The sequence below is a fragment of the Streptomyces sp. NBC_00620 genome, from assembly GCF_026341825.1.
Taxonomy (GTDB): Bacteria; Actinomycetota; Actinomycetes; order Streptomycetales; family Streptomycetaceae; genus Streptomyces.
Genome location: NZ_JAPENY010000001.1, coordinates 3750925 through 3776952 on the forward strand (window position 1 = coordinate 3750925; position 26028 = coordinate 3776952).

Sequence of the window (26028 nt, forward strand, 5' to 3'; positions counted from 1 at the left end):
CCGCAGGGGTCGGCCTGGACGTTTCTGTTGGCCCGGCGTGCTCAGGGGCGGGTGGCCCGGAAGCGCAGCCCGCCGCTTTCCGGGTGCAGGTCCACGGATACGTCCTTGAAGCCCGCCCCCGTCAGACGTGCGGGGAGGGTGTCCGGGCGCAGCGTGTTCATCGTGTCGCGGAAGTGCAACAGCCGGAAGCGCAGGCTGGGTTGGCTGTCGCTGCCGGCGAAGGTGCCGCCGGGGCGCAGGACACGGAAGGCCTCGGCGAAGATGCGGTCCTGGTGTGCGGCCGTCGGGACGTGGTGCAGCATCGTGAAGCAGACGACGGAGTCGTACGAGGTGTCGGGCAGGGTCGTGGCCGCGCCGTCCGCGTGGAGGATGCGGGCGCGCTCGCCCCATGTGTCCTGGAGGAGGCGGGCGGTGTCCCCGTCGATCTCCACGCCGGTCAGACGGGGCACCTGTTCCACGAGTACGCGCAGATTGGCTCCGTAACCGGGTCCGATCTCCAGTACGTCCTCGCCCAGATCAACGCCCTCCAGGGCCCAGGGCAGAATGCGGTCCTTGGTGGTCTGCGCCCACTCCTCGGAGCTGCACAGCTTGCGATGGGCTCGATTCATCGGCATGCCTCCGACGCTAGGCGCCGCCGGGGCCTGTCCACCACGGGCTACGCTGCCGTTCCATGTCGCAGAACGGACAGCGCCCGCGGCCCGCGACGTCGCGGCACGGACCGCACCCGTCCACGTCCGACACCGCGATCTTCGTCGGGCACTTCACCATGCCCCGGGGAACCTCCTTCACCACGCACTGGCACCCCTTCCACCAACTCGCCTGGTCCGCAAAGGGGTTGCTACGCGTCAGCAGCGAAAAGGGCTCCTGGCTGCTGCCTCCCTCGCTCGCCCTGTGGATCCCGGCCGGGCTGCCGCACTCGACGGGGTCGGAGGGCGACGCGGTCATGCGGAGTCCGTACGTCGATCCCGCGAGCTGCCCGCAGATCGCCTGGACGGAGCCGACGGTGGTGGCGGTCGGGCCGTTGCAGCGTGCCCTCGTCGACCACCTGGTGCGTACGGACCTCGCTCCGGAGGCCCGGGCCCGCGCGGAGGCCGTACTCCTGGACGTACTGAGCACCGTCCCGGTGACAAGTGTCGCGGTCCCCGAGCCGCGGGACCCACGGACGCGTGCGATCGCCCAGGCCCTCACCGCCGATCCGGCCGACGGGCGCCCGCTGTCCTCCTGGGGAGCCCAAGTCGGCGCCAGCTCACGCACGTTGGCCCGACTCTTCGTCGCCGAGACAGGCCTCGCCTTCGGCCAGTGGCGCGAGCAGCTCCGCATGCAGGCCGCCATGCCGCTGCTCGCCGACGGCCTGACCCTGGAAACAGTCGCCCACCACGTCGGCTACGCCTCAGCCAGCTCCTTCGTCGCGGCCTTCCACCGCGTCGTGGGTGTGACACCGCGGCAGTACTTTCCGGCGCGTTCCTGAGGGCTCATGTCCGAGGGGCCGCGGCCTTGGAGCGCGTCGGGCTCGTGGCGAGGCCGTCGAAGACGATGGCGAGCATCCGGTGTCGCACCTCCTCCTCGAGGCGGGCGAGTGCGGAGGCTCGTGATGTGGCAACGAGCAAGGCGTACACCTCGGGCAGTTCGACGTCGTCCCGGACGGCGCCGGCGCGTTGGGCATGCTGAAGCAGCGCACCGACGGCTCGGCGCAGTCCGTCCGATGCCTGGGCGGCGTCGCCGCTGTGGTCACCACCGGCGTCGAGCAGTGCCTCGGCTATGGCGATCTTGCCGGCCGCGTCGGCGACCAGGTGGCTGAAGAAGTCGAAGAACGCCGTACCCGGGTCCGTGGCGTCAAACAGCGCTTCGGCCTGCTCGCGCAGGCGATCGAACCGCTGCACGAGAACGGCTTCCAACAGCGCCGCTTTGGTGGGGAAGTGGCGGAAGACCGTGGCGATGCCGACGCCCGCCAGGCGGGCCACCTCCTCGGTGGACGCGGATTCGCCGCCCTTGCCGAAGACCTCATCGGCAACGTTCAAGATCCGCTCGCGGTTGGTTCGCGCGTCAGCGCGTTGCGGCCGCCTGCCGCCGGGGTCGCGGTTGGCAGGGGTGCTGCCGGGGGTGCTGTCTGGGGTACTCATCGCGCTTTCGCTCATATCGCCGCTATCCGAAGTCGCGACTCCGTATAATCGGAGTCCGCACTTCGGATAGTAGTGCGATGCCATTGCAGGCCGGCGCCGGTGCCGATGACGGGAGAGTGTCATGACCCAAGTCCTCAGTGCGCGGGAGGTTTTCCTCGCGCTCGTGAACGGTGTCGCGGAGGGCCGCTGGAGCGAACTGCCCGATCTCTATGCGGAGCAGACCCATGTCGTGCACCCGTTCGACCCGCTTCGCGCCGCCGCACTCCGTACCCGCGACGAACTCCGCGAACACTTCAGGCCGACCGATGACGGCCCCCAACTGCACCGCCGGGCAACCAACATCACCATCCACGAGACGACCGACCCCGAGGTCATCGTCGCCGAGTTCGAGTACCAGGGAACCGTCGCAGAGACCGGAGAACCCTTCGCGCTGCCCGGCATCTTCGTCCTGCGAGTACGCGACGGCGAGATCATCAGCTCCCGCGACTATTTCGACCATGTCACCGCCGCCCGAGTCCGAGGGTCTCTCGACGAACTCGTCGCAGCCGTGCGGGCGGCCCCGACGGTTACTTGAGAACCGGGGGTAGGGTCACCCGGCCACCGCGCGGGTGAACTCCGTCCAGGCGGCGGAGCCGATCATCAGGACGGGGCCGTCCGGGGTCTTGCTGTCGCGGACGGGGACGACGCCGGGGAATCCGTCGGCTACCTCGACGCACGACTCGCCGCCGCCGCCACCGCTGTAGCTGCTCTTGCGCCAGCGGGCGTTGCTCAGGTCGTACTCGCGCATCGTCTGAAGTCCTCCGCCGCCGACTCGACCAGGGACAGGGACGCCTCCGGCGACAACGCGGCGGCCCTGAGCAGATCGTAATCCGCCTGGGTCCGCTTCACCACTGCCGGATCGTCCAGCAGATTCCCCGAATACACCGCCTCTGTATAGACAGTTGGCGGGGCGTCCTCGAACTCCATGAGCGTCATCATCTTGCCCATCGCCGGGTGCGCCCCGGCCGAGAACGGGAGTACCTGCACCAACGTCTTGCGCTCACGCGCCATTGCCGCGATGTGGTCCAGCTGCCGGGCCATCGCGGTGGGGCTGCCGACCGGGACGCGCAGTGCCGTCTCGTGCAGAACCGCCCAATACACGGGCCGTGTAGCGTCCTTGAGGAGCTGGGTGCGGTCCATGCGCAGCCTGATCATCTCCTCGATGTACTTGTCGGCGGCGAGCGGGCTGTGGGCCAGGTAGATCGCGCCTGCGTACTCGGGGGTCTGGAGCAGCCCCGGGACGACCGCCGGTGCGTATTCGCAGATCTCCGTAGCGAGCCGCTCAAGTTCCGCCGCATGCGCGAAGTACTCCGCGTATCGCTCCTCCTTGATGAGTTTTCGCCATAGCCGCTCGAAAAAGCCTCCGGTTTGTAGGATCTCGTCGATCCTCTGTGCCACATCCAACTGCGGCTTACGAATGGCCTGTTCGAATTGCCCAATATAGCCGCCCGACACAAAAACGCGATGGCCCAACTCCGCCTGGGTTAACGCCGCGTCCTCCCGTCGCCGTTTCAACTCCGTCCCGAAGAACTCCCAAGCCGCCTGCCGCGAACCGTTGGCCATGGCCAACCCCCTTGCGCTGCCCTGCATTTGTAGAGCACAGACTCCTGCCGAGTGTAGGCGCAGGGAGTCATGCTGGAGATGAGAAGAGTGAAAGTCGAAAAGGCAGGGGAGCACGGTGAAGGCACAGCACTCGGCGCGGTGCGTCGAAGAGGTGGAGGAAACGGTGAAGGAATTGCGGGCGGCGCTTGCGAACGCCGGAATTACGTTGCCGTCACTAGGGGTCGACCCGGCGAGTTTGGCGCGAGAGGCGCCCTGTCCGCGAGTTGAATTGGGCGGCTGTTCCGTCGAGTTGGCGGCTCGGCTCGCGGCGGCCCTGCGGTGAAGCCGGTGATCGGGTCGTACGCGGTGGACACGCGGACGGGAAAGGTGGGGATGGTCATGGGGCACGAGGGACCGTACGTACAGATGAGATCGATCGGCGGGGGCAAGGAGTGGGACGTCGAGCCGGAGGCGGTCCGCCGGGCGACCCCGGCGGAACGGCTCAGCGCGGCGACGGCGTATGCGAACGCACGCAGCCGCGGTGAGCTGCCCTAGGACCTGTCCGGCCGCCCGTGGCGCGCCTCGGAGCGGACCGACGGCCGCTCCGAGGCGGGCGGGTCAGGCCGGCCAGGTGCTGATGAACTGGCTCTTGTAGAAGATGGTGGCGTCGAAGGTGTCCGGAGTGCCCTCCTTCGCCGAGATGCCGCAGGCCAGTCGCGGCAGACCCGCGGACATCCAGATCGCGGCGCCCTGCATGTCACGGCCGGGGAAAGAGTCCGCCACGTGGTGCTGGTACACCTCCGCGTACGAACCCCCGGTCTGGTTCAGGTCGAGGATCACCAGGTACGAGCCCCTGCCCGCATCGCCGTACGAGAGGTAGACGTACTGGCCGCAGAGCGCGATGCCCTGGAACAGGTCGAGGTCGGAGAGGCCGAGCTCCTTGTTGTTGGGGATCGCGCGTTCGGCCAGGCGGTTGTCCTGGCCGAGACGGCCGGCTGCCGCGTCGGCCATGCTGAACACCGCGATCCGCCACACCCGGTCGGCCGGCTCCTGGGTCGCGTAACGGATGAGCAGCCGGTTCTTGTACGGGTCGATCGCGGGCCGGGGCAGCTTGGCGTAGCTGTTGATCGTCGGCGTACGGTCGTAGATGGTGATGACCGGGTTCGTGTAGTCGAGGGTCAGTCCGTCGACGAAGCGGAAGCGGGCGAGCCGCTGGCCGGCTCCTTCCGCGGACGAAGCGCCTTCGAGCCACAGATACGGCGTCGACCCCGATCCGACCGGTTCCACGCCCATCGACGAGCCGTGGCCGAAGTTCCACAGCGCCATCGCGCCCAGGATGTTCCCCGAGAGGTCGGTCTTCGTGATCCACAGGTCGCCCTTGTTCCCGGCAGCCTGGCCCGACTTGTCCTGCACGAAGTAGATGTGGCCGTTCACGTTGTCGAAGGCGAAGGACTGCATCGCCCAGTTCGGCTGGTGCAGCGTGGCCCGCCGCACGAGGATGTCTCCGTCACCCGGGAGGTAGAAGTGCGGGGTCGCACCGACGTCCGCGTGCGCCACCCCCGCGGCTCCGAGCGTCACCGCCGGCCCGGCCGCCGCCACCGCGGCGATCCCCGCCCCCCTGCGTAACACCTGTCGTCTGCTCGGTCCATGTCGCTGCTGTTCCACTGCGAGCCCCCCTCTGTCCGTGATCCGTTCATCACTGACCGGATTTCTGCAGTCTCCATGACAACTGGGGCCAGTGGAACGGGTGTTGCGTCATGAGAGGGGATTGTGTTCGCCAAGGAAATCGTGGGGTTACCGGTAGGGCGCCGTACCACTCCCGGCGTACGCGAGAATGGCCTCATGAGCCTGTTCCGCGACGACGGCATCGTGCTGCGCACCCAGAAGCTGGGTGAAGCGGACCGCATCATCACCCTGCTCACCCGGGGTCACGGACGCGTACGCGCCGTAGCCAGGGGAGTGCGGCGGACCAAGTCGAAGTTCGGGGCGCGGCTGGAGCCGTTCTCGCATGTGGACGTGCAGTTCTTCGCGCGGGGGAGCGAGCTGGTCGGGCGGGGGCTGCCGCTGTGCACGCAGAGCGAGACGATCGCTCCGTACGGTGGCGGGATCGTGACCGACTACGCGAGGTACACCTCCGGGACGGCCATGCTGGAGACCGCCGAGCGGTTCACCGATCATGAGGGGGAGCCGGCCGTGCAGCAGTATCTGCTGCTGGTCGGCGGGCTGCGCACCCTCGCCCGCGGTGAGCATGAGCCGCATCTCGTCCTCGACGCCTTCCTGCTGCGCTCCCTCGCCGTGAACGGCTACGCGCCCAGTTTCAGTGCCTGTGCGAAGTGCGGGATGGCGGGACCGAATCGGTTCTTCTCGGTCGCTGCGGGAGGTTCCGTCTGCGTCGACTGCCGGGTGCCCGGCAGCGTCGTACCCTCGCCGCAGGCTCTCGAACTGCTCGGCGCGCTGCTGACGGGAGACTGGGAGACCGCGGACACCGCCGAGCCGCGGCACGTCCGGGAGGGCAGCGGACTGGTGTCCGCCTACCTGCACTGGCATCTGGAACGCGGCCTTCGCTCACTGCGTTACGTAGAGAAGTAACAAGAACCAAGGAACCAAGGAGACGAGAAACACATGGCCGTACGCGGGATCCTGGGACGCCAGCGCCGCGAGTACAGGACGCCGGAACCGCACCCGTCCGGTGCCCGCGCGCCCAAGCTCCCCGGTGAGCTGGTGCCGAACCATGTGGCGATCGTCATGGACGGCAACGGACGCTGGGCCAAGGAGCGCGGGCTGCCGCGTACCGAGGGGCACAAGGTCGGTGCCGAGCGTGTCCTCGACGTACTGCAGGGCGCGGTCGAGATGGGGGTCGGCGCCATCTCGCTGTACGCCTTCTCCACCGAGAACTGGAAGCGCTCGCCCGACGAGGTGCGCTTCCTGATGAACTTCAACCGCGACTTCATCCGCAAGACCCGCGACCAGCTCGACGAGCTCGGCATCCGGGTCCGCTGGGTGGGCCGGATGCCCAAGCTGTGGAAGTCGGTGGCCAAGGAGCTCCAGATCGCTCAGGAGCAGACCAAGGACAATGACCGGCTGACGCTGTACTTCTGCATGAACTACGGCGGTCGTGCCGAGATCGCCGACGCCGCGCAGGCCATGGCGGAGGACATCAAGGCCGGTCGGCTCGAACCGTCGAAGGTCAGCGAGAAGACCTTCGCGAAGTACCTCTACTACCCGGACATGCCGGACGTGGACCTGTTCCTGCGGCCGAGCGGCGAGCAGCGCACCTCCAACTACCTGCTCTGGCAGAGCGCTTACGCCGAGATGGTCTTCCAGAACGTGCTGTGGCCCGACTTCGACCGGCGTGACCTGTGGCGGGCCTGCGTCGAGTTCGCCTCCCGCGACCGCCGCTTCGGCGGCGCCGTCCCGAACGACCAACTGCTCGCGATGGAGCGGGACATGCAGGGCAACACAGAGGGCGACACGGAGGCCTGAGGCCGCCGCCGTACGAACAGGGCGGCACCCGGCGCTCCCCACGCCGGGTGCCGCTGTCTGTCGTACGGGACCTACGGGCCGTACGGGCTACGCGATCAGCTGGTCGTGACCGCCGTGTCGTCGATGACGAAGCTCGTCTGGAGCGAGGAGTCCTCGACACCGGTGAACTTCAGCGCGACGGTGGTGCCCGCGTAGGCCGACAGGCTGAGGGACTTCGCCACGTACCCGCTGGCCGCGTTCAGGTTGGAGTAGGTGGCCAGAGTCGTCGACCCGGCGGTGACCGTCAGCTTGTCGTACTGGGTGCTGGTGGTGGTCTCGGCCGTGTCGATGTGCAGGTAGAACGTGAAGGTGGTGCCCGTGCAGCCGCTCGGGATCGTCACCGACTGGGACAGCGTGTCGGTGTGCGTCGATCCGTAGCCGTCCAGCCAGGCCTTGTAGGAGCCGGTGCGGGCGGCCTGGCTGCTGGAGGTGGTGATGACCCCGCTGGTGGCGGTCCAGGTGGTGGCGCCCGACTCGAAGCCGGGGTTGCCGAGCAGTTGCGCCGAGGTGCAGGAGCCGCCGCCGCTCGCGCTGACCGTCCAGGTGAAGGACGCCGTACCCGTGGCGCCCGTGCTGTCGGTCACCGTGACGGTCGTGCTGTAGGTGCCCGCCGTGGTCGGGGTGCCGGAGATTGCGCCGGTGGAGCTGCTGATCGACAGGCCGGTGGGCAGGCCGCTCGCGGCGTACGTCAGCGTGCCGCTGTTGGTGCTGCTCGCCGTGATCGCCAGGCTCACCGCGGTGCCGACCGTCGAGGACTGGCTGCCCGGGTTGGTGACCGTGACCCCCGTGGTCGGCACGGTGATGTGGCTGCCGACGTTGATACCGGCGAAGGCGTTGCCGACCCCGGCGTACTGGGTGGAGCTGGTGCCGTAGAGCGCCCCGGCGGCGCTCAGCGCGGCGGTGCGGGCCTGGGCGTACGTGGTGCTGGACGTCATGTACGTCGTCAGCGCCTTGTACCAGATCTGCAGGGCGGCGGCCCGGCCGATGCCCGCGACGGCGACACCGTCGGAGGTCGGGCTGTTGTAGGTCACGCCGTTGATGGTCTTGGAGCCGCTGCCCTCGGAGAGCAGGTAGAACATGTGGTTCGCCGGGCCCGAGGAGTAGTGGACGTCCAGGTTGCCGACGCCGGAGTACCAACTGTCCGCGGAGCCGCCGTCCTTGTCGGGCTCGTCCATGTAACGCAGCGGCGTGCCGTCGCCGTTGATGTCGATCTTCTCGCCGATGAGGTAGTCGCCGACGTCGGTGGAGTTCGCCGCGTAGAACTCCACGCCGGTGCCGAAGATGTCGGAGGTCGCCTCGTTCAACCCGCCCGACTCGCCTGTGTAGTTGAGGCCCGCGGTGTTGGAGGTGACACCGTGGCTCATCTCGTGCCCCGCCACGTCCAGCGAGGTGAGCGCGTGGGTGCTGCTCGTGCCGTCGCCGTACGTCATGCAGAAGCAGTCGTCGTCCCAGAACGCGTTGACGTACGCGGTGCTGTAGTGGACGCGTGAGTAGGCGGCGACCCCGTCGTTCTTGATGCCGCTGCGGCCGAAGGTGTTCTTGTAGAAGTCCCAGGTCGTCTGGGCGCCGAAGTGGGCGTCGACACCGGCGGTCTGGGTGTTGGAGCCGGACCCCGTGCCCCAGGTGTCGTCGGCGTCGGTCATCAGGGTGCCGGTGCCGGAGGTGCCGTTGCTGAGGCTGTACGTCTTGTGGGTGCCGCGCGTGGTGTCGTTCAGCTGGTACGTCGAACCGGACAGCGTGGTGCCGATGGTGACCGTTCCGCTGTACTGGCTGTTGCCGGTACCGGTCTTGATGTCCTGGTACTGGTAGAGCTCCGCGCCGGTGGCGGCGTCGGTGACGACGTGCAGCCTGCTGGGCGTGCCGTCGTCCTGGAGGCCGCCGATCACCGTCTCCCAGGCGAGCTTCGGGGTGCCGTTGCCGGCCCAGATCACCTTGCGGGCGCTGTCGGTGGTGGCCTTCTCGGCGTCCAGGGCCTTGGCGGCGCCGAGCGCCTTGGTCTCGGCGGCCGACTTGGTGAAGGTCGGGGTGGTGGAGGCGACCTTGATGGTCTGCTTGGTGTTGAAGGTGCTGCTGACCGTGCCCGAGGCCTGCGAGGCGGGCGGGGTGTGCACCACGACGTCGCCGCCGAGGACCGGCAGACCGGCCCAGGTGCGCTCGTACCGTGTGTGCAGCGTGCCGTCGTTGTCCTTGGCGACGTCCTTGACGACCAGTTTCTCCTTGGCGCCGAGGCCCAGGGTGGTGGCGGTCTGCGTGGTCTTCTCGGCCGCGCTCTTGATCAGCGCGGTGTGCTGGGTGGGGGTGAGCTCCGCCTCAAGTGCGCTGGTGCGCAGGGGGCTTGGGCTCGGGGGAGCGGGCTTCGCGGCGGCCGGAACCGTCTGGACACCGACTGCCAGGAGTGCGGCGGCGGCGACCAGCGCGCCGGCTGCGGTCGTCCTGGGGGAGAGTCGACCGGGGGTGAGGAGGGATCTGTGGGGGCTGTTGCGTCTCACTCGTACTCCTACTGCGACGGCCGCGGTTCGGCGGCCGGAGACAGATCCGGGCAGACGGGGGTGTGCAGCCCGGGGCGAGCTGAGCAGCGCGCATCCCTCGTGAGGGGGCAGGGTGCGCAAGACGTGGGGGATGGCTGGAGGAACAGTGACACCCTTGATGAGGGCATGTCATCTGAACCCGGGAGGTCGAGGGTTATCCCTCTGCCTCACGGGTGACCAGGCCGTTCGATGACTCTTCGTTGACGGAACGGCGGCCGGACAGGCCCCGCCGACCCCGCCGGGGATTAGCTCAGCCCCGCCGGGGCTGAGCTTGGGGCGGGTGCGCTTGCCTGCGCTTGCAGGGTGCCGCTCCTGTGGGACGGGCGCCGCCCCTAGCGGCACGCATGCCCACAGCGGGGATGGTTGCGGCGGCACGCATGCCCACAGCTCGTGACGACGGCTAGGCGGCGGCTGCGCACTCCGCGCAGGTCCCGAAGATCTCCACCGTGTGGGCCACGTTCACATACCCGTGCTCCGCCGCGATCGCCTCCGCCCACGTCTCCACGGCCGGGCCCTCGACCTCGACCGCCTTGCCGCAGACACGGCAGACGAGGTGATGGTGGTGGTCGCCGGTCGAGCAGCGGCGGTACACGGACTCGCCGTCGGACGTACGCAGGACGTCGACCTCGCCGGCGTCGGCGAGGGACTGCAGCGTGCGGTACACGGTGGTCAGACCGACGGAGTCGCCCTTGTGCTTGAGCATGTCGTGGAGTTCCTGCGCGCTGCGGAACTCGTCCACCTCGTCCAGCGCCGCCGCCACGGCGGTACGTTGCCGGGTGGAACGGCCCCGTACGGGCGATCCAGCGGTTGTCACCGTTGCCTCCTCCACGTCTGTCCTTGCCCGGCCATTGTGCCAGTCCGGACTGTGCCCGTTCAGACGCCGACCTTCCTGTTCGTTCCGCGGATGGCCGGAATCGCGCACTCCGCCGGGTCCCCTGCCGCCTGCGCGGCCGCCAGCGCCCGGGCCCTGCGCCGTGCGATCGGGGTCGCAAGGGCGGTCAGCACGATGAACGCGCCGATGGTCAGCAGCACGATCGTCGCGCCGGGCGGCACGTCCTGGTAGTACGACGTCACGGTGCCGCCGATGGTCACGCTCACGCCGATCGCCACCGCGATCGCGAAGGTGGCGGCGAAGCTCCGGCTGAGCTGCTGCGCCGCGGCCACCGGAACCACCATCAGGGCGGACACGAGGAGCAGCCCGACGACTCGCATCGCGACCGTCACCGTCACCGCCGCCGTGACGGCCGTGAGCAGGTTCAGGGCGCGCACCGGCAGGCCCGTCACACGAGCGAACTCCTCGTCCTGGCTGACCGCGAAGAGCTGGCGGCGCAGGCCCAGGGTGACGAGTACGACGAAGGCCGCAAGGACGCAGATCGCCGTCACGTCGGACTCCGAGACGGTGGACAGCGAGCCGAAGAGGTACGAGGTGAGGTTGGCGTTCGAGCCGGTCGGCGCGAGGTTGATGAACATCACGCCGCCCGCCATACCGCCGTAGAAGAGCATGGCCAGGGCGATGTCGCCGCGTGTCTTGCCGTACCAGCGGATCAGCTCCATGAGGACCGCGCCGACCACGGAGACGGCCGTCGCCATCCACACCGGGGACCAGGAGAGCAGGAAGCCGAGGCCGACGCCGGTCATCGCGACGTGGCCGATTCCGTCGCCCATCAGGGCCTGGCGGCGCTGCACGAGGTAGATGCCGACGGCGGGCGCGGTGATGCCGACGAGGACGGCGGCGAGCAGCGCCCGCTGCATGAAGGCGTAATCGAGGATGTCCATCAGCTCTGCGGTCCCATCAGCTCAGCAGTCCCGTCCGGATCGGTTCGGCGTCGTGAGCCGCGTGCGGGTGTACGTGGTCGTGGCCGGGCAGCGCGTGCTGGCCGAGCGCCTGCGGTGGCGGGCCGTCGTGCAGGACGCAGCCGTCGCGCAGTACGACCGCGCGGTCGATCAGCGGCTCCAGGGGGCCCAGCTCGTGCAGGACGAGGAGGACGGAGGTGCCCTGGGCGACCTGCTCGCGCAGGGTCGACGCCAGCACCTCCTGGCTCGCCAGGTCGACGCCCGCCATCGGCTCGTCCATGATCAGCAGTTCGGGTTCGGAGGCGAGGGCGCGGGCTATCAGGACCCGCTGGTGCTGGCCGCCGGACAGCGCGTTCACGGAGTCCTTGGCGCGGTCCGCCATGCCGACGAGGCCGATGGCCTTCCGTACGGCCTCGTGGTCCGCCTTGCGCAGCACACCGAAGCGGGCGCGGGACAGCCGTCCGGAGGCAACGATCTCGGTCACCGTCGCGGGCACACCGCCCGCGGCCGTGGTGCGCTGCGGTACGTAGCCGATGCGCGCCCAGTCGCGGAAGCGGCGGCGCGGGGTGCCGAAGATCTCGATCTCCCCGCCGCTGACCGGGACTTGGCCGATGATGCTGCGCACGGCTGTGGACTTGCCGGATCCGTTGGCGCCGAGCAGCGCGACGACCTCGCCGTGGTTCACGGCGAGGTCGATACCGCGCAGGACGGGGCGTGAACCGAGTTCCGCGGTCACTCCGCGCAGGGATATGACGGGCCCGCTCTTCATGCCGCCGTCCTCCGTGTTCGTTGCGTCACTTCGTGCTGCGTTCTGTCACTTCGCGCCCAGGGCCGTTTCCAGCGCCTTCAGGTTCGACTCCATGACCTGCAGGTAGTCGTCGCCCTTGGACTTGTCGGTGATGCCCTCGATCGGGTCGAGGACGTCCGTCTTGAGGCCCGCGTCCTTGGCGATGGTCTTGGCGGTGTCGTCGCTGACGAGGGTCTCGTAGAACACCGTCGTGACGCCGTCCGCCTTGGCCATGGTCTCAAGGTCCTTCACGCGGTTCGCGCTGGGCTCGGACTCCGGGTCCAGGCCGTTGATGGCCTCCTCGGTGAGACCGTAGCGCTCGGCGAGGTAGCCGAAGGCGGCGTGCGTGGTGATGAAGACCTTGCTGGTGGTGTTCTTGAGCCCGTCCGCGTACTGGGTGTTGAGGGCGTCGAGCTTCTTCACCAGCGCTGCGGTGTTGCTCTTGTATTCCCCGGCGTTGTCCGGGTCCTCCTTCTCGAAGGCCTTGCCGACACCCTCGGCGACCTCGGCGTACTTCACCGGGTCCAGCCAGATGTGCGGGTCGGTGGCCCCCGTCTCCTCACCCTCGGTGTCGTCGTGCTCGGCCGCGTGCCCGCCGACCTCGTTGCCGTGCTTCTCCAGGGTGGTCAGCGTCGCGGCGTCGATCTTCGTCTTGACCTCGGACTGCGCCACGGCGTCGTCGACGGCCGGCTGGAGGTTCTTGAGATAGAGGACGGCGTCCGCCTCCTGGAGCTGCGCGGTCTGCTTGGCGCTGATCTCCAGGTCGTGCGGCTCCTGACCGGGCTCGGTCAGGTTGGTGACGCTCACGTGGTCCCCGCCTATCTCCTCGGCGAGGTACTGCAGGGGATAGAACGACGCCACGACGTCGAGCTTCCCGCTGCTGTTGCTGTCGGCGGCGGACGAGTCCGAGCAGGCGGAGAGGGTCGCGAGACCGAGGAAAGTGGCCGCGGTCACAGCGGTCCCCGATATAAGGCGTCGTCGTACGTTCATGACAGTCATTTTCAACAAATTTGGAAACGATTGTCAACAAGGGTTTGGTCACCCAACCGATTTGATACCGGGGTGGGCAGCGCCGGTAACCTGAAGCATTCGCTGCCGTCCGTTCGTAATGAAGAGAGCACCGTGGCCGCCGACAAGATCGACACCATCGTCAGCCTGAGCAAGCGCCGTGGCTTCGTTTTCCCCTGTAGTGAGATCTACGGCGGGCAGAAGGCCGCCTGGGACTACGGCCCGCTCGGCGTCGAGCTCAAGGAGAACATCAAGCGCCAGTGGTGGCGTTACATGGTCACCTCCCGTGAGGACGTCGTCGGTATCGACTCGTCGGTGATCCTGGCCACAGAGGTCTGGGTCGCGTCGGGTCACGTCGCCACTTTCTCCGACCCGCTCACCGAGTGCACCTCCTGCCACAAGCGCTACCGCGCCGACCACCTGGAGGAGGCCTACGAGGCGAAGCACCACCGCCTCCCGGAGAACGGCCTCGCCGACATCAACTGCCCCAACTGCGGCAACAAGGGCCAGTTCACCGAGCCCAAGCAGTTCTCGGGCCTGCTCTCCACGCACCTCGGCCCCACGCAGGACAGCGGCTCCGTCGCCTACCTGCGCCCCGAGACCGCGCAGGGCATCTTCACCAACTTCGCCTCCGTGCAGCAGACTTCGCGCCGCAAGCCGCCGTTCGGCATCGGCCAGATGGGCAAGTCCTTCCGCAACGAGATCACGCCCGGCAACTTCATCTTCCGCACCCGCGAGTTCGAGCAGATGGAGATGGAGTTCTTCGTCAAGCCGGGCGAGGACGAGAAGTGGCAGGAGTACTGGATGCAGGAGCGCTGGAACTGGTACACCGGCCTCGGTCTCCGCGAGGAGAACATGCGCTGGTACGACCACCCGGCCGAGAAGCTCTCGCACTACTCCAAGCGCACCGCCGACATCGAGTACCGCTTCCAGTTCGGCGGCAACGAGTGGGGTGAGCTGGAAGGCGTCGCCAACCGCACGGACTACGACCTGAACGCCCACTCCAAGGCCTCCGGCCAGGACCTCTCCTACTTCGACCAGGAAGCCGGCGAGCGCTGGACGCCGTACGTCATCGAGCCCGCCGCCGGTGTCGGCCGCGCGATGCTGGCGTTCCTCCTGGACGCCTACGTCGAGGACGAGGCCCCCAACGCCAAGGGCAAGATGGAGAAGCGCACCGTCCTGCGCCTCGACCCGCGCCTGGCCCCCGTCAAGGTCGCCGTCCTCCCGCTGTCCCGCAACCCGGAGCTCTCCCCGAAGGCCAAGGGCCTCGCCACCGCGCTCCGGCAGAACTGGAACATCGACTTCGACGACGCCGGCGCCATCGGCCGCCGCTACCGCCGCCAGGACGAGATCGGCACCCCGTTCTGCGTCACCGTCGACTTCGACACGCTCGACGACAACGCGGTGACCGTGCGCGAGCGCGACACCATGAAGCAGGAGCGGGTGTCGCTCGACCAGATCGAGGGCTACCTCGCCAGCCGGCTGATCGGCTGCTGAGTCCGCTTGTACGTCACTGGTGCCGGGTCCCTTTCGCAGGGGCCCGGCACCGGTGCGTTCGCAGGGTTCAGAGGTCCAGGTCCGCGAACAGCGCCGCGTGGTCGGAGGCCTGCTCGGGCCTCGCGGTCACGGTGTCGAAGTGCTCGAAGGTGTTCGGCGCCCAGATTCCGCGCCGCTCCACACCCGTCCCCCGTACGAGCTCCCACAACTGGGGCGAGAACATGAGGTAGTCGAGCTTCTGGGCGGCACTGGTGCCCGTCCCGTGAGTGCCCGGGGCGCCCGTGTAGCTGGGGTGGGTCATCGCGTCCCGGAGGCCGGCATCGAGGAGTTCCTTGATCGGCAGGCTCGTCGGCCGGTCGTTGAGGTCCCCGGCGACCACGACGTGCGCCGACCGCAGGAGCGCCTCCTCGTAGATCTCCTTGACCCTCCTGGCCTGCGCCAGCCGCCGGCCCGCGCCCTCTCCCCGTATCTGGCTCTTGAAGTGGTTGCCCAGGATCCACAACGGCGTCCCGTCGAGCTCTATCTCGAACTCGGGGCAGTCCCGGCTGAAGACGGGCGGGTCGGACGGCTTCGGGTCGAAGATGTGCGACCGCAGGGACGTGATGGGGTGGCGGCTGAGGATGCCGACGTCGATACCCCGGCTGTCATTGCCGTCGATCAGCATGTTGTACGGGTACGGCTCCTTCCCCAGCGCGTCACCCAGGACCTGCCTGTTGAAGCGGGCCAGGGTGAGACGGTCCTCGACCTCGACGGTGAGCAGTATGTCGGCGTTGACCTCGGCGATCACCCGACCGGTGTTGCGCACGGCCGTCCAGCTCACGTCGGAACGCACCAGCTCGGCCCAACCCGCCCATTTCGAACGGCCCTTGGCCTTGATGTTGATGACCGGATCGGCGTCGGTCCCGCCCAGCGTGAAGAGCTTGGCGCCCGCTCCCTTGGTCTGGTTGACGTAGATCGCCCCGGCCCGGTCCGGATCGGCCTCGTAGGCCCGGTGCTTCTTCACCAGCCCGGCGATCCGCTCCTTGTCCGCGTCCGAGTAGAGGTCCTTCGCGATGAGGGCGGCCAACTCGTTGAAGTCGTCCAGGACTTCGTTGCGTTCGCCCTCGTCCTCGATGCCGAAGACCTTGGGGCGGCGGAACAGGTTCTCCGCGTTGAAGGTGGCGATACGGATGGTCATGGCGCCTCCTCGAGCGACGCAGGCGTATCCGCGTGCCGGCGCCAGGCGCCGCAAGAGGTGACTGTTCGCCGACAGCTCGAATTGTCCGAGAGCGGGGCATCGGTGTCCAACGGAACGGCAGGGGAACTTTCGGTGGCGCAAGGAGATTTCCCCGCAGGAAGCACCAATCCGGGACGACCCGCGCTCCGAAGGAGATGTCATACGGCCCGCAGGGGGTGGGCCGTGCACCTTCCACGGGGGCGTACATGCGTAAGCAAGCAGTCATTGGCGTACTGACGATGGCGGTGGCGATCGGGACGGTGGGCGCCGTCGGAACCGGGGCACTGGGCGGAGGGTCCGAGACCTCCGGCTCCGGGGCCGTCGAGGCCAAGGGAGGCACCGGCACCCTGCCCAAGGCCCTCGGCCCGAGCGGGCTGCGGGCCGTCGGGCTCACCGCTGACCAGCGGCTGATCGCCTTCCGGGTCGACCGGCCCACGGACACGGCCCCGCTCGGCAAGGTCAGCGGGCTCAAGGGCGACATGGCACTCGTCGGCATCGACTACCGCGTGCAGAACAACAAGCTGTACGGCGTCGGCGACCGCGGCGGCATCTACACCATCCGTGAAGCCGGCGCCCGCGCCACCAAGGTCTCGCAGCTCACCGTCGCACTCCAGGGCAAGTCCTTCGGCGTCGACTTCAACCCCGCCGCCAACCGGCTCCGCGTCATCAGCGACACCGGCCAGAACCTCCGCCACAACCTCGACGACCCGGCCGGCGCCCCCGCCGCGGGTACCACGGCCACCGACGGCACCCTCACCAACCCGCCGGTGCCCCCCAACCCGGGCGCCACCGCGCTCGGCGTGACCGCAGCCGCGTACACCAACAACGACCTCGACACCACGACGGCCACCACCCTCTTCGACCTCGACACCACCCTCGACCAGGTGTCGGTCCAGTCACCCGCCAACGCCGGCAACCTCGCCCCGACCGGCAAGCTGGGCGTGGACGCGCCGCTGAACTCCGGGTTCGACATCTACAGTTCGGCACGGAACGGGACGAACACCGGGTACGCGGTGACCGGCGGCAAGGCCTTCCGGGTCAACCTGCTGACGGGGAAGGCGACTTCGACCGGTTCGTTCCCGCAGGGGCGGCAGGCGGTGGACCTGGCGATCCCGCTGCGGCAGGGCTGAGGGCTGAGTCGGATCACGTGACGGGCGAGGGGCCCCCGGGTGACCCGGGGGCCCTCGTGTCCTGCGGCCGTCCTCAACGGCCTTGCGGCGCTAACGGCCATGCGGCGCTAACGGCCTTGCAGCGCCTTGACGTTGTCGCCGAACGTCCAGTTCTTCGAGCCGTCCCAGTTGATGGACCAGGTCATCAGGCCCTTGAGCGAGGTGCCGTAGTGCTGCCATGCCTGGGAGACGAGGCTCGGGGTCATGTAGCCGCCACCGGCGCCCGACTGGGCCGGGAGGCCGGGGACCTGCTTGTCGTACGGCACCTTGATGGTGGTGCCCTGGACGACAAGTCCCTTGTTCAGGCAGTCCGTCTGGGCGGTGAAGCCCTGGACGGTGCCCGCGGAGTACGAGTCGGCGGAGCAGCCGTACATGCTGCCGTTGTAGTACTGCATGTTCAGCCACCACAGGCGCCCGTTGTCCGCGTACTTCTTCACGATCGGCAGGTACGAGCCCCAGATCGAGCCGTACGCGACGCTGCCGCCGGTGACATAGGCGGTCTCGGGGGCCATGGTGAGCCCGAAGTTCGACGGCATCCGGGCCAGCACCTCGTCGATGATGCGGATCAGGTTGGCCTGCGAGGCCGAGAGCGTGTTGATGTTGCCGCTGCCGACCAGGCCGGTCTCGATGTCGATGTCGATACCGTCGAAGTTGTACTGCTTGAGGATCGGGACGATCGTCGCGACGAACCTGTCGGCCACGGTGGAGGAGCTGAGGTCGATCCCGGCCGCCGCCCCGCCGATGGACAGCAGGATGGTCTGCCCCGCCGCCTTCGCAGCGCACATCTCGGCCGGCGTCGCGACCTTCACCCCCGTGTCCATCCCGTCCGCCCACAGCGCGGTGCCGTCGGAACGGATCACCGGGAACGCCGCGTTGATCACGTTGTAGCCGTGCTGCGCGATACGGGAGTCGGTGATCGGGGTCCAGCCGAAGGGCGGGTGAACACCGTTGGACGAGCCGTCCCAGTTCTCCCAGTAACCCTGGAGAACCTTGCCGGAGGGGCGGGACTTGACGGCGCAGGTCTCGGCGGCGGATGCGCTCGGAGCGCTGGCGATCGACAGTGGAGCGAGTACGGCTGCCGCCAACGCGACGGCGAGCAGACGCAGCTTCCGACGGATCATGCGAGGCCTCCCGGTGGGGGGTGCGGTGAGGTGTCGTAGGCATGACAGTGCTCTTGGTCCAGACCAGTAGTCAAGAGGTCTGGACCAAATGCGATGCCGATTCGTGGTGGTGGGGGTGGTGGGGCGATGGGGCGGTGAGCGGGCGGCGACTGACAGGTGACAAATAACAGATGACAGATGACAGATATTGAAATCTGTCATCTGTCATGTCATGGTGGATGTGCGCCACCTCCCCGAGCGCGTTCCGCCCGGAACCCCCAAAAGGAGCCCCCATGCAAACCCGCCCCCTCGGATCCACCGGCCCCCAGGTCTCCGCCCTCGGTCTCGGCTGCATGGGCATGTCCGCGCTGTACGGCGAGGCCGACCGGGCCGAGTCCATCGCGACCATCCATGCCGCGCTCGAAGCGGGCGTGACCCTGCTCGACACCGGTGACTTCTACGCCATGGGTCACAACGAGATGCTGATCGGCGAGGCGTTGCGCGGGGTGTCCTCGGCTCGGCGGGAGCAGGCGCTCACGAGCGTCAAGTTCGGTGCGCTGCGTGACCCGGACGGCGGCTGGTCGGGGTACGACGGCCGCCCGGCGGCGGTGAAGAACTTCGCCGCGTACTCGTTGCAGCGGCTCGGCGTGGATCACATCGACGTGTACCGGATCGCGCGGGCCGATTCCGGTGTGCCGATCGAGGAGACGGTGGGCGCGATCGCGGAGCTGGTGGAGGCCGGGCACGTACGGCACATCGGGCTGAGCGAGGTCGGGGCCGACACCATTCGGCGGGCCGCCGCCACCGCCCCCATCTCGGACCTTCAGATCGAGTACTCCCTCATCTCCCGCGGCATCGAGGACGAGGTGCTGCCGACCACCCGTGAACTGGGGATCGGCATCACCGCGTACGGCGTGCTGTCGCGCGGGCTGATCTCCGGGCACTTCACGCGGGACCGGCAACTCGGCGCGAACGACTTCCGTGGGATGAGCCCCCGCTTCCAGGGTGAGAACCTCCAGCGCAACCTGGACCTGGTCGACGCGCTGCGGAAGGTCGCCGAGCAGAAGGGGGTCAGCGTCGCGCAGATTGCGATCGCCTGGGTGCTCTCGCGCGGCGAGGACATCGTGCCGCTGGTCGGTGCGCGTCGCCGGGACCGGCTGGCGGAGGCGCTGGGTGCACTGGACGTGACGCTGGACGCCGACGACCTCGCTTCCATCGAGGAGGCCGTGCCGGACGGTGCCGCCGCGGGCGACCGCTACCCGCAGGCGCAGATGGCTCACCTCGGCACGGAGCGCTGACGGTACCGCCAGGTACGGTCTTCGTCATGGCACCGACCACCGAAGCACTGACCGCCGAGCGCATCCTCGAAGCGACCGAGGAGGTGCTGCGCCGCCACGGGCCCGCCAAGGCCACCGTGGTGGACGTGGCCCGTGCGCTCGGCGTCAGCCACGGCAGCGTCTATCGCCACTTCCGTACGAAGGCGGCGCTGCGGGAGGCGGTCACCAAGCGCTGGCTGGACCGTACGTCGCAGACGCTGGAGCAGATTGCCCGGACGCGTGATCAGACGCCTCCCGTGGCCCTACGGCACTGGCTGGGCGCACTGTTCACCGCCAAGCGGCAGAAGGCGGGGGGCGATCCGGAGCTGTTCGCCACGTACTCGGTGCTGCTCGGCGAGACCAGCGCCGTGGTCGATGAGCACATCGCCGACCTCGTTCACCAGCTCATGCTCATTGTCGAACGTGGCGTGCGGGAGGGCGACTTCGTCATCCAGGATGCCAACCCCTTGTTGACGGCCCGCGCAGTCTTCGACGCCACCGGCCGCTTCCATGACCCCGCCTACGCCCGTGAATGGGAACAGCCGGGCATCGAGGCCGAGTTCACCTCGGTCGTCGACCTCCTTCTGCGCGGGCTGAGCCGCTGAGCTGCTGAGCCGCGGAATTGCTGAGGCCGACCGTGGGCCCGGCGGAGTGTTACCCCTCCGTCGGATCCACCGTCGCCTGATGCGCCTCCGCCAGGTGTTCCTCCGCCTTCAGCCACGGCAGGAACTGTGCCGGCTTGCGCCAGCCGCACGTGTCGCATCTGATCGTGCGCTGTACGCCGGTTCGCTGGACGTGTACGACGTGTTCGCGGCCGTGCTGGTCCCAGCGGCTTACTTTGCTCGTGTTGATCTGCAGCATGCCACCTCCTGGTGATACCGCGTGATGCCGCGTATTACCGCATTCCCTTATGCAGCAAGGAGTGTGCAGCATGGCGAAGATCAACGGGGATTCTTTGGCGGCGAGTTGGCGGCGCGGTCGTCCGTCGTCACGATCCGCCGCATCAGGGTGATCAGAGTCTCACGTTCGGTGGCCGACAGGTCGCTCAGGAAGTCGGCCTGTGAGCGGTCGGCCACCTTCTTCAGCTCCTCCAGCCGTGTTTCGCCCGCCGCCGTGAGGGCGACGCGCTGGCGGCGGCGGTCACGGGGGTCGCGTTCGCGGTGCACGAGGTCCTGTTGCTCGACCTCGTCGAGGTATCCCACGAGGTGGCTGCGGTTGAGGCCGAGGCGGTCGGCGAGTTCGTGCTGGGCGAGGGGGCCGAAGTCGCCGAGGCCCGCGAGGATCGCGAAGTGGGGGAGGCGGAGACCGTGTTCCCTGAGGGCCTCGACCAGGGTGCGGTGGCCGATCCGGGCGACGTGGCCCGCCAGGTAGGAGGGCAGGGCCAGCAGGGTCGGGGGGCGTGTGGCCGGCGAGTCCGGGGGGTGAGGGGTCTCGTCCGGCTTGTCGGTGGGGTCGTCTTCGCGGGTCGGGGCCATGTCGGCAATCCTACCCTCGACGTAATGATGTCGGCATGTAATGATTACGCCGCGATGTGATCCCAGCGGTTGAACACCTCTGTCGAAACCCCTGACGAAATCCCCTGACGAAATCCCCTGCCGGACATCCCTAAGGACTCGCCATGCCCGACTACGGCCACGACCTCCTCTTCGGCGCGGTGCTCACCCCCGACGCCGGACAACCGCACACCGTCATCGAGTTGGCGCGGCTGGCCGACCGGGCCGGGCTCGACCTCGTCAGCGTCGCCGACCACCCGTACCGGCCGGACTTCCTGGACGCCTGGACCCTGCTGGCCGTGATCGCGGCGCGGACCGAGCGGGTGCGGGTCTTCCCGAACGTGGCCAATCTGCCCTTGCGGCCGCCGGCGGGGCTGGCGCGGGCCGCGGCGAGCCTCGACGTACTCAGCGGCGGGCGTGTGGAGTTGGGGCTCGGGGCGGGAGGCTACTGGGACGCCATCGCAAGCGAGGGGCAGCCGCGGCGTACGCCTGGGGAGGCCGTCGAGGCGTTGGGTGAGGCGATCGACGTGATCCGGGCGCTGTGGTCAACCGATGGGGACAGCGGGGGAAATGGGAACGGCAAGGCAGTCAGAGGCAAGCACTACTGGCTCGACGGGGCCAGGCCCGGGCCCGCGGCCGTCCACCCGATCAGCGTTTGGGTCGGCGCCCTGGGGCCGCGGATGCTGCGCCTGATCGGGCGCTCAGCCGACGGGTGGCTGCCCAGCGCGACCCGGGTGCCGCCCGCCGAACTCGCCGTGGGCCAGCGGATCGTGGACGAGGCGGCGACTGCCGCGGGGCGTGACCCACGGTCGGTGCGCCGCCTCTACAACCTGCCCGGCCTCGCCCCGGCCGAGCAACTCGCCGAACTCACCCTCACCCAAGGGGTGAGCGCCTATCTGCTCGCCTCCGACGACCCGTCCACACTCGAACGCTTTGCACATGAAGTCGCCCCGGCTGTTGTGGAGTTGGTGGCCAAGGAGCGAACTAGCTGATCCTGCGCGGCAGTCGCAGGCTCAGGAGCGTTGTCAGTGCCACTATCGCCAGCTGGACCAGGAGTGTTGTCACCAGGGCGTCCTGCATGCCGTGGCCCGGGACGAGGGAGAGGAAGAGGGAGCCCAGGGTGGCCACGCCGAGGGCGAGGGCCGACTGCTGGGTGGTGATCATGACTCCGCTGCCTACGCCGCCTCGCACGGGCGGGACCTCGGAGAGGATGATCCGGAAGAGGACGGGGAGTTGGAGTGCCTGGCCGGCGCCCGCCACCGCCGCGCCCGGCGCCAGCTGCCAGACGCCCAGGTCCGGCCAGGACCGCCACGCGGCCAGCGCGAGGAGGGCCACGCCGATCGCCTGGATCAGTCCGCCTGCGGTGACGACCCGGGTGCCGTAGCGCGCGATCAGGTGCGGGCCGCACAGCGAGACGACGAAGAAGACCGCCGCCATCGGCGCCAGGGCCAGCCCCGCCTGGACCGGACCGAGCCCGGCGCCGTCCTGCAACGCCACCGCGATCACGAACATGAAACCGCTGAAGCCGATCCCGAACGGCACGATCATCACCAGCCCCCGGCGAAACGACGTCAGCGCGAACAGGCTCGGCGGGACCAGTGGCGTACGGCCGCGGCGGTCCTCTCGTCGCTCGACGAAGTAGAACGCCGCCGCCGCGAGCGGGAACAGGGCGAGCGACAGCCATGTCCACAGCGGCCAGCCCGCAGCCCTGCCCTCGGTCAGCGGGGCCAGCAGCGCGAGCAGCGCTATGGCGAGCAGTACCGTGCCCGGGCCGTCGACCGGCTCCGGGTGCTGCGAGCGCGTCTCGGGGACGGCACGTGCGGCCAGGACCAGGCCGAGGATCACCACGGGCACGTTCACGAGGAACACCGAGCGCCAGCCGGTGCCCGCGATGTCCGCCGCGACGAGTACGCCGCCGAGGATCTGCCCGGCCACCATGGAGAGCCCGGCCGTCGCGCCGTACAGGCTCATCGCCTTGGCGCGGCGCGGCCCGTCGGTCGCGGACTGGATGGTGGCGAGCACCTGCGGCAGCATCGCCGCGGACGCCGCGCCCTGCGCGACCCGTGCCGCCACCAGCGTCCAGGCGTTGGGCGCGAGCCCGCACGCCAGCGAGGTCAGGCCGAAGACCGCCATGCCGCCGAGGAAGAGCCGGCGCCGGCCGAAGAGGTCGCCGAGCCGGCCGCCGAGGACCAGGAGGACGGCGTACGAGACTCCGTACCCGGCGATGACGAGTTCGAGGACGGACTCGCTCGCGTGCAGGTCCTGGCCCATGGTCGGCAGGGCGACGTTGACGATGAAGAAGTCGATGAGCGGCAGGGCGGCGCCGAGCAGCACGGTGAAGAGCCCGAGGCCGCCGAGCAGGGGTGGGGCGGCGGGGGAACGGGCGGAGGTGGTGAGGGTTCCGGTTTCGGTCACGTCCTCCAGCCTTCTCCTGGTCTCAGGCTGGTACCAGAGTCTCCTTATCCTGGTAGAAGAAGTACCTGGAAACAGGGTGAGGAGTGCGGCAGTCTGGAGGGTATGACGACGATGGCGCAGGAGCAGCATGCGGGGGCGGCGGTTCGGCACGGCGGGCAGGAGTCCGAGATCCGGCGGCATGAACTGGCCGCCTTCCTGAGGCATCGCCGCGAGCACGTCACCCCCGAGCGGGTCGGCCTGCCCCGCGGCCCCCGCCGGCGCACTCCCGGACTGCGCCGCGAGGAGGTCGCGCAGCTCGCCGCCGTCGGTGTCACCTGGTACACGTGGCTGGAACAGGCCCGGGACATCCAGGTCTCCGTGCAGGTGCTCGACGCACTCGCCCGCGCCCTGATGCTCGACCCGAGCGAGCGCGTCCACCTCTTCCAGCTGGCCGGTGCCGTCGACCCCACCCCGGCCTCGCGCTGCCCGACGATCACTCCGGCGCTGCTGCGGATGCTGGAGCAACTGGAGCCGCTCCCGGCCTGCATCCAGAACAGCCGGTACGACATCCTCGCGTACAACCGCACGTACGCCCGTCTGCTCTGCGACCTCGATGAGGTGCCGGCCGAGGACCGCAACTGCATGGTCCTCATCACGACGAACGAGCAGTGGCGTTCCTCGATCGTGCTGCTCGACGAGACGATGCGGCTGATGGCCGCCAAGTTCCGCGCCTCCATGGCCGGGCATCTCGCGGACCCCGCCTGGAAGATGCTGCTCAAGCGGCTGCGTGCGGAGTCGGAGGAGTTCTGCGAGGTCTGGGAGCGGCACGAGGTGCTCGGCGCGCGAACCAAGCGCAAGGAGTTCCGCAACGCGGACGTCGGCCGGATCACCGTGGACCACACCGACCTGTGGCTGAACCCGGAGGCCGGGTCGCGCATGGTGACGTACGCACCCGCCGACGAGGAGTCCCGCGAACGCCTGGAGCAGCTGCACGCGATCGCCGTGGAGCGCGAGAGCGTGCGGGCGTAGCGCCGCCTAGGCTCGTACGCCCGCCGTGTCCCGTGTCTCCGACACCTCCGGCTCGAGCCGCGCGGCCGTTTCTGCGGCCGTCCGGCGTGCCCAGCGGCCGGTGGTCAGGGCGCCCAGGAAGAGGACCGCGAGGCCGCAGCCGGCGATGATCCACCAGGCGGGGGAGGCGGCCGATACGAAGGTGGCCTTGTACGCCGTCGTGGTCACGCCGGAGGCCAGCACCGCGCCGATCACGGCGACGCCGAGGGTGCCGCCGATCTGGCGGCTGGTCGAGGCGATGGCGGCGGCGACGCCCGCCTGGGAGCGGGGCATGCCGGAGACGGCGGTGTTGGTGATGGGGGCGTTCACGAAGCCGAAGCCGAGGCCGAAGAGGACGTAGCCGATGACGAGGGTGGTGTTGGACGTCTCGCCCTGGAACGCGGCGAACAGCACACCGCTCGCGGTCATCGCGACCCCGGCGATCAGGAGGGGTATGCGCGGGCCGCGGCTGCCGACCAGCCGGCCCGACAGCGGTGCGCAGACGAAGCACATGGCCGCCATCGGCAGCATCCACAGGCCCGCGTGCAGTGCGTCCAGGCCGCGCACGTTCTGCAGATAGAGCGTGGAGAGAAACAGGAAGCCGCTGAGCGCCGCGAACCCGGCGACGGCGATGACGGTGGCCCCGCTGAACGGTGCCGAGTGGAAGAAGCGCAGGTCGACGAGAGGTTCGGTGCGCCGGCGTTCATAGCTGAGGAGGCCGAGCAGCGAGGCGACGGCGACCGCGCCGAAGGCGACGATCTCGACGGCGCCCGAGGTGGGCGCCTCGATGATCGCGTACGTGAGGGAGGCGAGGAGCGCGATGACGAGGAGCTGGCCGACCGGATCCGGGCGGCGGGCCTTGGCGGCGCGGGACTCCGGGACGTAGCGCAGGGTGAGCAGGAGCGCGGCCAGGCCCACCGGGAGGTTGATCCAGAAGATCGAACGCCAGCCGACCGAGTCCACGAGGAGGCCGCCGACCAGCGGCCCCGCGGCCAGCGATATGCCGACCACGGCGCCCCACGCACCGATCGCGCGGGCACGCTCGCGCGGATCCGTGAAGGTGTTGGTGATGATCGACATCGCGACCGGGTTCAGCATCGAACCGCCGACCGCCTGCACCATGCGGAAGGCGATGAGCGAATCGAGGTTCGGGGCGAGGGAGCACAGGACCGAGCCGAGCGTGAAGAGGACCAGGCCCGCGACGAAGACCTTCCGCCGCCCGATGCGGTCGGCTGTCGAGCCCGCCAGCATCAGCAGTGACGCGAGGACCAGCGTGTACGCGTCGATCGTCCACTGGAGGCCCGCCACGCTCGCGTGCAGTTCCTTCTGCATCGAGGGCAGGGCGACATTCAGAACGGTGGTGTCGATGCTCACGATCAGCAGGCTCATGCAGCAGATCGCGAGCACCAGCATGCGGTGGCGGTGGCTGAGCTCGGGCATTCCACCATCGTACGAC

28 protein-coding genes are annotated in these 26028 nt (G+C 69.0%); 12 read left to right on the forward strand and 16 right to left on the reverse strand.

Annotated features, from left to right (window positions below; translation table 11 throughout):
* Positions 1-41 precede the first annotated feature (41 nt).
* A complete protein-coding gene (locus OG246_RS17265; protein ID WP_266462662.1) occupies positions 42-614 on the reverse strand; it encodes a class I SAM-dependent methyltransferase in 573 nt (190 codons plus the stop codon).
* A gap of 56 nt (positions 615-670) precedes the next feature.
* Here OG246_RS17265 and OG246_RS17270 point away from each other — a divergent pair, with 56 nt between their 5' ends.
* Positions 671-1468, forward strand: coding sequence for a helix-turn-helix domain-containing protein (locus tag OG246_RS17270; protein ID WP_266462665.1), 798 nt, complete (start codon positions 671-673; stop codon positions 1466-1468).
* A gap of 4 nt (positions 1469-1472) precedes the next feature.
* Here OG246_RS17270 and OG246_RS17275 read toward each other — a convergent pair whose 3' ends face one another.
* A complete protein-coding gene (locus OG246_RS17275) occupies positions 1473-2018 on the reverse strand; it encodes a TetR/AcrR family transcriptional regulator (RefSeq protein ID WP_266462669.1) in 546 nt (181 codons plus the stop codon).
* 223 nt (positions 2019-2241) lie between these two features.
* On the opposite strand from OG246_RS17275, the gene OG246_RS17280 reads away from it, so the two are divergent.
* Complete coding sequence (locus tag OG246_RS17280) at positions 2242-2694, forward strand: nuclear transport factor 2 family protein (RefSeq protein WP_266462672.1); 453 nt, start codon at positions 2242-2244, stop codon at positions 2692-2694.
* 15 nt (positions 2695-2709) lie between these two features.
* On the opposite strand, the gene OG246_RS17285 is transcribed toward OG246_RS17280, so the two are convergent.
* Both OG246_RS17285 and OG246_RS17290 read right to left on the reverse strand, forming a co-directional pair.
* Positions 2710-2907, reverse strand: a complete 198-nt coding sequence (locus OG246_RS17285) for a DUF397 domain-containing protein (protein ID WP_266462675.1) — start codon at positions 2905-2907, stop codon at positions 2710-2712.
* Positions 2889-3722 carry a helix-turn-helix transcriptional regulator gene (locus OG246_RS17290; protein WP_266462679.1) on the reverse strand — a complete coding sequence of 278 codons (834 nt, stop codon included), beginning with the start codon at positions 3720-3722 and terminating at the stop codon, positions 2889-2891. The genes OG246_RS17285 and OG246_RS17290 overlap by 19 nt, the downstream gene beginning before the upstream one ends.
* A gap of 115 nt (positions 3723-3837) precedes the next feature.
* On the opposite strand from OG246_RS17290, the gene OG246_RS17295 reads away from it, so the two are divergent.
* Together OG246_RS17295 and OG246_RS17300 are read left to right on the forward strand one after the other, a co-directional pair.
* The gene (locus OG246_RS17295; RefSeq protein ID WP_266462683.1) at positions 3838-4044 is read left to right on the forward strand and encodes a hypothetical protein; all 207 of its coding nucleotides are present in this window, start codon (positions 3838-3840) and stop codon (positions 4042-4044) included.
* A complete protein-coding gene (locus tag OG246_RS17300; protein ID WP_266462685.1) occupies positions 4041-4256 on the forward strand; it encodes a hypothetical protein in 216 nt (71 codons plus the stop codon). The genes OG246_RS17295 and OG246_RS17300 overlap by 4 nt, the downstream gene beginning before the upstream one ends.
* Before the next feature lie 63 nt (positions 4257-4319).
* Here the strand turns inward: OG246_RS17300 and OG246_RS17305 are convergent, their stop codons facing one another.
* Entirely contained in the window at positions 4320-5330 is a 1011-nt protein-coding gene (locus tag OG246_RS17305; protein ID WP_266462687.1) for a hypothetical protein, read from the reverse strand.
* Positions 5331-5543: 213 nt separating this feature from the next.
* On the opposite strand from OG246_RS17305, the gene recO reads away from it, so the two are divergent.
* Together recO and OG246_RS17315 are read left to right on the forward strand one after the other, a co-directional pair.
* On the forward strand, positions 5544-6290 hold the full coding sequence (gene recO / locus OG246_RS17310) for a DNA repair protein RecO (RefSeq protein ID WP_266462691.1): 747 nt from the start codon (positions 5544-5546) through the stop codon (positions 6288-6290).
* Positions 6291-6323: 33 nt separating this feature from the next.
* Positions 6324-7184: an isoprenyl transferase gene (locus tag OG246_RS17315; protein ID WP_266462695.1), complete on the forward strand. Its 861-nt coding sequence runs from the start codon at positions 6324-6326 to the stop codon at positions 7182-7184.
* 95 nt (positions 7185-7279) lie between these two features.
* Here OG246_RS17315 and OG246_RS17320 read toward each other — a convergent pair whose 3' ends face one another.
* The 5 genes from OG246_RS17320 to OG246_RS17340 form a co-directional block, all read right to left on the reverse strand.
* Entirely contained in the window at positions 7280-9637 is a 2358-nt protein-coding gene (locus tag OG246_RS17320) for a M4 family metallopeptidase (protein WP_266464306.1), read from the reverse strand.
* Between the two features lie 514 nt (positions 9638-10151).
* A complete protein-coding gene (locus tag OG246_RS17325; RefSeq protein ID WP_266462699.1) occupies positions 10152-10565 on the reverse strand; it encodes a Fur family transcriptional regulator in 414 nt (137 codons plus the stop codon).
* A 59-nt stretch (positions 10566-10624) separates the two neighbouring features.
* Entirely contained in the window at positions 10625-11527 is a 903-nt protein-coding gene (locus OG246_RS17330) for a metal ABC transporter permease (protein WP_266462707.1), read from the reverse strand.
* Positions 11528-11543: 16 nt separating this feature from the next.
* Positions 11544-12314 (reverse strand): metal ABC transporter ATP-binding protein, encoded by a 771-nt coding sequence (locus OG246_RS17335; protein ID WP_266462712.1) that lies wholly within the window; start codon positions 12312-12314, stop codon positions 11544-11546.
* A 45-nt stretch (positions 12315-12359) separates the two neighbouring features.
* Positions 12360-13322 (reverse strand): metal ABC transporter solute-binding protein, Zn/Mn family, encoded by a 963-nt coding sequence (locus tag OG246_RS17340; protein WP_266462714.1) that lies wholly within the window; start codon positions 13320-13322, stop codon positions 12360-12362.
* Between the two features lie 132 nt (positions 13323-13454).
* Here OG246_RS17340 and OG246_RS17345 point away from each other — a divergent pair, with 132 nt between their 5' ends.
* On the forward strand, positions 13455-14837 hold the full coding sequence (locus OG246_RS17345) for a glycine--tRNA ligase (RefSeq protein ID WP_266462716.1): 1383 nt from the start codon (positions 13455-13457) through the stop codon (positions 14835-14837).
* Between the two features lie 67 nt (positions 14838-14904).
* On the opposite strand, the gene OG246_RS17350 is transcribed toward OG246_RS17345, so the two are convergent.
* Entirely contained in the window at positions 14905-16014 is a 1110-nt protein-coding gene (locus OG246_RS17350; RefSeq protein ID WP_266462718.1) for an endonuclease/exonuclease/phosphatase family protein, read from the reverse strand.
* Between the two features lie 245 nt (positions 16015-16259).
* Here OG246_RS17350 and OG246_RS17355 point away from each other — a divergent pair, with 245 nt between their 5' ends.
* A complete protein-coding gene (locus OG246_RS17355) occupies positions 16260-17183 on the forward strand; it encodes a DUF4394 domain-containing protein (protein WP_266462722.1) in 924 nt (307 codons plus the stop codon).
* Between the two features lie 107 nt (positions 17184-17290).
* Here OG246_RS17355 and OG246_RS17360 read toward each other — a convergent pair whose 3' ends face one another.
* A complete protein-coding gene (locus tag OG246_RS17360) occupies positions 17291-18343 on the reverse strand; it encodes a chitinase (protein WP_266462723.1) in 1053 nt (350 codons plus the stop codon).
* 272 nt (positions 18344-18615) lie between these two features.
* On the opposite strand from OG246_RS17360, the gene OG246_RS17365 reads away from it, so the two are divergent.
* Together OG246_RS17365 and OG246_RS17370 are read left to right on the forward strand one after the other, a co-directional pair.
* Positions 18616-19620: an aldo/keto reductase gene (locus OG246_RS17365; protein WP_266462725.1), complete on the forward strand. Its 1005-nt coding sequence runs from the start codon at positions 18616-18618 to the stop codon at positions 19618-19620.
* Positions 19621-19646: 26 nt separating this feature from the next.
* Positions 19647-20243, forward strand: coding sequence for a TetR family transcriptional regulator (locus OG246_RS17370; RefSeq protein WP_266462728.1), 597 nt, complete (start codon positions 19647-19649; stop codon positions 20241-20243).
* Positions 20244-20292: 49 nt separating this feature from the next.
* Here OG246_RS17370 and OG246_RS17375 read toward each other — a convergent pair whose 3' ends face one another.
* Both OG246_RS17375 and OG246_RS17380 read right to left on the reverse strand, forming a co-directional pair.
* Entirely contained in the window at positions 20293-20499 is a 207-nt protein-coding gene (locus OG246_RS17375; RefSeq protein WP_266462731.1) for a hypothetical protein, read from the reverse strand.
* An 80-nt stretch (positions 20500-20579) separates the two neighbouring features.
* On the reverse strand, positions 20580-21113 hold the full coding sequence (locus OG246_RS17380) for a MarR family winged helix-turn-helix transcriptional regulator (protein WP_266462733.1): 534 nt from the start codon (positions 21111-21113) through the stop codon (positions 20580-20582).
* Positions 21114-21256: 143 nt separating this feature from the next.
* Here OG246_RS17380 and OG246_RS17385 point away from each other — a divergent pair, with 143 nt between their 5' ends.
* On the forward strand, positions 21257-22123 hold the full coding sequence (locus OG246_RS17385) for an LLM class flavin-dependent oxidoreductase (protein WP_266462736.1): 867 nt from the start codon (positions 21257-21259) through the stop codon (positions 22121-22123).
* On the opposite strand, the gene OG246_RS17390 is transcribed toward OG246_RS17385, so the two are convergent.
* The gene (locus OG246_RS17390) at positions 22116-23546 is read right to left on the reverse strand and encodes an MFS transporter (RefSeq protein ID WP_266462740.1); all 1431 of its coding nucleotides are present in this window, start codon (positions 23544-23546) and stop codon (positions 22116-22118) included. The genes OG246_RS17385 and OG246_RS17390 overlap by 8 nt on opposite strands.
* A 102-nt stretch (positions 23547-23648) precedes the next feature.
* Here OG246_RS17390 and OG246_RS17395 point away from each other — a divergent pair, with 102 nt between their 5' ends.
* Positions 23649-24554: a helix-turn-helix transcriptional regulator gene (locus OG246_RS17395; protein WP_266462742.1), complete on the forward strand. Its 906-nt coding sequence runs from the start codon at positions 23649-23651 to the stop codon at positions 24552-24554.
* 6 nt (positions 24555-24560) lie between these two features.
* On the opposite strand, the gene OG246_RS17400 is transcribed toward OG246_RS17395, so the two are convergent.
* The gene (locus tag OG246_RS17400) at positions 24561-26012 is read right to left on the reverse strand and encodes an MFS transporter (protein ID WP_266462744.1); all 1452 of its coding nucleotides are present in this window, start codon (positions 26010-26012) and stop codon (positions 24561-24563) included.
* Positions 26013-26028 lie beyond the last annotated feature (16 nt).